The sequence below is a fragment of the Streptomyces recifensis genome (assembly GCF_002154615.1).
In the GTDB taxonomy this organism is placed as follows: domain Bacteria; phylum Actinomycetota; class Actinomycetes; order Streptomycetales; family Streptomycetaceae; genus Streptomyces; species Streptomyces griseoluteus.
The window spans coordinates 1-4,304 of record NZ_MUNH01000005.1 but is presented as its reverse complement, the minus strand read 5'-3'; the positions used below and the strand labels follow the sequence as shown (position 1 = coordinate 4,304).

Genomic DNA, 4,304 nt, shown 5'->3' with positions numbered 1-4,304 from the left:
GGGCGGCGGGGCGGTCGGTGAGGGTGGTGGCGGAGGACTGAGGACGGTGGGTCGCCATGAGAGGTCAGCTCTTTCGCGCGAGGAGTGTCGTCGGGCGAGGCGGCGGCCCTGACTGTGGTCGGGCGCACGCCTGGGGGACGTTCGTCGTGACGCGCTGGCCGGAGGCCGGGTAGTCCGTGGGGCCGGTGGTGTACGGCGCTCAGGGATCTACGGTGCTCAGAGGGCTCGCGCGGTGGCCGCGCGGCAACACACTCGGTCGAAGTCGTCATGCTGACGGGAAGGCCAGAACGGCTCCAGGTCCTCACGACCCGTAGCTACGAAGTTCTGGATGCCGACCATGGGCCCATTGAAGCAGACGCGGGCGCCGTGCAGGAGCCTTCTCTCACCCCTTGGACGCCTCCTTGACGCCTTCTTGGCCGAAACCCGCTGCCGGCCGGGGGTACGCCGAAGGGGCGCCCACCGGTTCGGCGGGCGCCCCTTCCCGGCACGGGGGATCAGACCTGGCCGGCCTTCTCCAGCGCGGCGCAGCACGTGTCCACCAGCAGGCGCGTCACCACGTACGGGTCGACGTTGGCGTTGGGGCGGCGGTCCTCGATGTAGCCCTTGCCGTCCTTCTCGACCTGCCACGGGATGCGGACCGAGGCACCGCGGTCGGAGACGCCGTAGCTGTACTCGTTCCACGGGGCGGTCTCGTGCAGGCCGGTGAGGCGGTCGTCGATGCCGGCGCCGTAGTTCTTGACGTGATCCAGCGGCTTTGAGCCCTCGCCCAGCGACTCGCAGGCGGTGATGATCGCGTCGTAGCCCTCGCGCATGGCCTTGGTGGAGAAGTTGGTGTGCGCGCCCGCGCCGTTCCAGTCGCCCTTGACCGGCTTGGGGTCGAGAGTGGCGGAGATGCCGAAGTCCTCGGCGGTGCGGTACAGCAGCCAGCGGGCCACCCAGAGCTGGTCGGAGACCTCCAGCGGGGCGAGCGGGCCGACCTGGAACTCCCACTGGCCGGGCATGACCTCGGCGTTGATGCCGGAGATGCCGAGACCGGCCTTGAGGCAGTTGTCCAGGTGGGCCTCGACGACGTCACGGCCGAAGATCTCGTCGGCGCCGACACCGCAGTAGTAGCCGCCCTGAGGGGCCGGGAAGCCGTTCTCCGGGAAGCCGAGCGGGCGGGTGCCGTCGAAGAAGGTGTACTCCTGCTCGATGCCGAAGATCGGTTCCTGGGAGCCGAAGCGCTCCTCGGTCTCGGCGAGCGCGGCACGGGTGTTGGACAGGTGCGGCGTCATGTCGATGTCGAGGACCTCGCACAGCACCAGGATGTCGTCGCCGCCGCGGATCGGGTCCGGGCAGGTGAAGACCGGCCTGAGCACGCGGTCGGAGGCGTGGCCCTCGGCCTGGTTGGTGGAGGAGCCGTCGAAGCCCCAGATCGGCAGCGCGTCGAGACCGGCCGGGGCACCCGTGATGATCTTCGTCTTGGAACGGAGCTTGGCCGTCGGCTGGGTGCCGTCGATCCAGATGTACTCGGCCTTGAAGGTCACGGGGACACATCCTTCGGGGTGGTTCGGGCGCAGACGGGGTGCCGCGACGCCGCGGCACGGACACCGCGTCGATATGTCCGGCAGCGTGCCAACAGCCGATTTCCCGATCATTGCCCGTATGTGAACCCCGTGTTACCTGGGGGTTCTGTGTCGCGGCTCACCATGGCCGGACATGACGGAGGCGGGGTCCGGGGGCGCCGCCTGTTCCTCCTGCGCGGGTGGGTGCGCAAGGCGGCGAGTCACGGACCCCGCCCGTCGGTGCGGGGTGCGGGAGGCCGGGGAGCGGCCCGGAGCCGACGTCAGGTCGGTCCGGGCCGTCGTCTCACCGGTTTCCGTTCACCTCGTGGCGCCTCACCCCACCTTCTCGATCACGGCACGGCGGATCAGGAACTTGCCCGGCTCCCGGACCTGCTCGAAGGCCGCGTTGTTGAGGAGAGCGCAACTGCCGGACACCGAGGCGACCTTGACGGTCGTGGACTTGTTGTTGTCCAGGTTGGTGACCTTCAGCGTCGTCCCGATCGGGAACTGGTTGCTGGACGCGGCCGGGGCGCCGCCCTCGCCGGAGAGGGTGACGGTGGAGCCGTTGCAGACCTGCTGGCCGGAGGCGGCGGCGCCACCGCCGTTGCCCTGCGCGGGCGGGGCGCTCTGGGCGGGCGGAGCGCTCTGCTGGCCGCCGGCCTGCTGCCCGCCGCCGGCCTGCTGCCCGGCGCCCTGCTGGCCCGCGCCCTGCTGGTTGCCCGCCTGGGAGTCCTGAGCCGACTCCCCAACGGTGCAGCCGGCGGCCTTCTGCTGGACCTTGATCTGCGCGATGACCGCCTCACGGTTGGCGATCCGGGCCGAGGACTGCGCGTCCGGGTTCGCCTTCTGGCCCTCGATGAACTTCTGGTTGTTGCCGAGGGCGGTGGCGAACCCCTGGCACACGGTCGAGTCCGCGGCGGACGACAGGGTCTTGGCGTCCTGCGGGCTCTGCGCCGCGTCGGAGGTGGTCGCCAGGGCGAAGGCCCCACCGCCCGCCACCGCGGCGGCGCTGACGAGCAGCGCGATCTTCTTCTTGGTGCCGAGACTTCTGCTGCGCGACATCGGCGCCTCCAGGGGGGTAGGGGAGCGTACGCCGCTATGTACGGGAGGCCCGGCCGCCGTGTCTCAACGGTGACACGCGCCGGCCGAGTGACCTACGTCATACGGCAGTTGGCCCGCTCCGTCGCAGCGCGTCCCGCACCGCCGCCTCCGACCGTGCCACCAGCGCCGTCCCGTCCTCGGCGGTGATGATCGGCCGCTGGATCAGTACGGGGTGCTCGACGAGCGCGGAGATCCACCGCTCCCGCGTCCGCGCGTCCCGTGCCCACTCGCGCATCCCCAGCTCCCCGGCGGCGCCCTCCCCGGTCCGGGTGATGTCCCACGGCTCCAGCCCGAGCCGCCCGAGCAACTCCCGGATCTCCTCCGCGCTCGGTACGTCCTCCAGGTACCGGCGCACGGTGTATCCGGCTCCCTCGGCGTCCAGCACGTCGAGCGCGCCACGGCACTTGGAACAGGCGGGGTTGATCCAGATCTCCATGCGGGTACGGTACGCGCCGCTCGGCATGTTCGATTTCCTGGTCCCCTTGCGCCACTCGTGTGACAGTACGCCAATTCCCCGTCCCACCAGCGGATTTCATGCTGCTTCGCGCCCTCCCCGTTGTCAGTGGCCGACGGTAGACTGGGGGCAGTGTTCGAGAGGATTCGCCGGGGGGTTCCGGTGGGTGCTCCGCTCGCCACAGGAGGGTGTCCGTGTCCGTTGCCGCTCTGAGGAACAAGCCGTCGCCGACCCAGTCCACCGCCAGGCGGCCCGTGCCGCTCGACTCGCCCTACACGCCCGCCGCGAAGCGTCCGCTGCCGGCCGGCCGGCCGCGTGAGTGGTACGTGACGCACAACCGGCGCCTGAAGGCCATGCGCCTCGCCATAGCCCTGCTCGACTCGGGCGTCTACCTCCCGGCCCAGGCCCGCGACGAGGCGATACGCGACACGGCCGCCAGGCTCGGCGTCCACCCCCCGTCCGCCACGACCTGCCGCATGGTCCGCGCACTGCTCCACTGACCCCACCCGGGCGCCCCCGAGGGGCGCCCGGCCCTCACTGCGGCAGCAGCTCGGTCACCAACTCGCGCCCGCTCTCCGGATGGTCGCGGAACCACAGCCCCAACTGGTGCTCAGCGTCCGGAAGTTTTAGCCGTGAATACCGCGCCCGCGCGCACAGCGCTTCCTCCACCGCCCTTGTCACCTCTGCCGGGATGACCGTGTCCGTGCCCGGTGTCACCAGGACCGCTCTGCCCTCGAAGGCGCGGAGGGCCGGCAGGGCGGGTGAGTCGCGCCAGCTGTGCGGTGTGCGGAGGATCCTGGTGAAGGCGCCCGTACCGTCGCCGAACGGCTCGGCCCACGCGGCCGCCGCGAACACCCCCGGTGCGCACAGGCCCACCGAGGCCACCCGGCGTCCGTAGTGCCGGACCAGGTCCGCCACCGTCTGGCCGCTCATGCTGAAGCCGACCAGGACGAGGGGGCCGGCTCCCGCGTGGGCGTCGATCACCGCGACCGCCTGCTCGAAGCGGCGGCGCAGGCTGAGTTCGGACAGGTGGCCCGTGCTGCGGCCGTGACCGGAGAAGTCGAAGGCCAGGGCGTGGCAGCCCCGCTCGGCGAAGGCCCACAGCAGGGGCAGCAGGCGTTCCTTGCTGCCGGTGCCCGCGCCGTGGAGCAGTACCGCCGTGGGGCCTGCGCCGGAGTCTCCCGCGCGTACCGCGCTCAGGCGCT

General features: G+C 71.4%; 5 protein-coding genes. 1 reads left to right on the top strand and 4 read right to left on the bottom strand.

The window, feature by feature from the left end; genetic code table 11:
- Positions 1-494: 494 nt before the first annotated feature.
- The 3 genes from glnII to CCN33_RS00285 form a co-directional block, all read right to left on the bottom strand.
- A complete protein-coding gene (glnII, locus tag CCN33_RS00295; RefSeq protein WP_086689898.1) occupies positions 495-1,526 on the bottom strand; it encodes a glutamine synthetase in 1,032 nt (343 codons plus the stop codon).
- A 351-nt stretch (positions 1,527-1,877) separates the two neighbouring features.
- Positions 1,878-2,606 (bottom strand): RlpA-like double-psi beta-barrel domain-containing protein, encoded by a 729-nt coding sequence (locus tag CCN33_RS00290; RefSeq protein ID WP_086689896.1) that lies wholly within the window; start codon positions 2,604-2,606, stop codon positions 1,878-1,880.
- Positions 2,607-2,703: 97 nt separating this feature from the next.
- Positions 2,704-3,081 carry an ArsC/Spx/MgsR family protein gene (locus tag CCN33_RS00285; RefSeq protein ID WP_086689903.1) on the bottom strand — a complete coding sequence of 126 codons (378 nt, stop codon included), beginning with the start codon at positions 3,079-3,081 and terminating at the stop codon, positions 2,704-2,706.
- A 212-nt stretch (positions 3,082-3,293) separates the two neighbouring features.
- Here CCN33_RS00285 and CCN33_RS00280 point away from each other — a divergent pair, with 212 nt between their 5' ends.
- Positions 3,294-3,599: a hypothetical protein gene (locus tag CCN33_RS00280; protein WP_086689894.1), complete on the top strand. Its 306-nt coding sequence runs from the start codon at positions 3,294-3,296 to the stop codon at positions 3,597-3,599.
- A 34-nt stretch (positions 3,600-3,633) separates the two neighbouring features.
- Here CCN33_RS00280 and CCN33_RS00275 read toward each other — a convergent pair.
- A partial coding sequence (locus CCN33_RS00275; protein WP_341866557.1) for an alpha/beta fold hydrolase occupies positions 3,634-4,304 on the bottom strand: 671 nt, incomplete at its 5' end.

Bases quoted from the DNA above. Each gene is read 5' to 3' on its own strand.
- CCN33_RS00290 (WP_086689896.1), bottom strand. From the start codon at position 2,606: ATGTCGCGCAGCAGAAGTCTCGGCACCAAGAAGAAGATCGCGCTGCTC.
- CCN33_RS00285 (WP_086689903.1), bottom strand. From the start codon at position 3,081: ATGGAGATCTGGATCAACCCCGCCTGTTCCAAGTGCCGTGGCGCGCTC.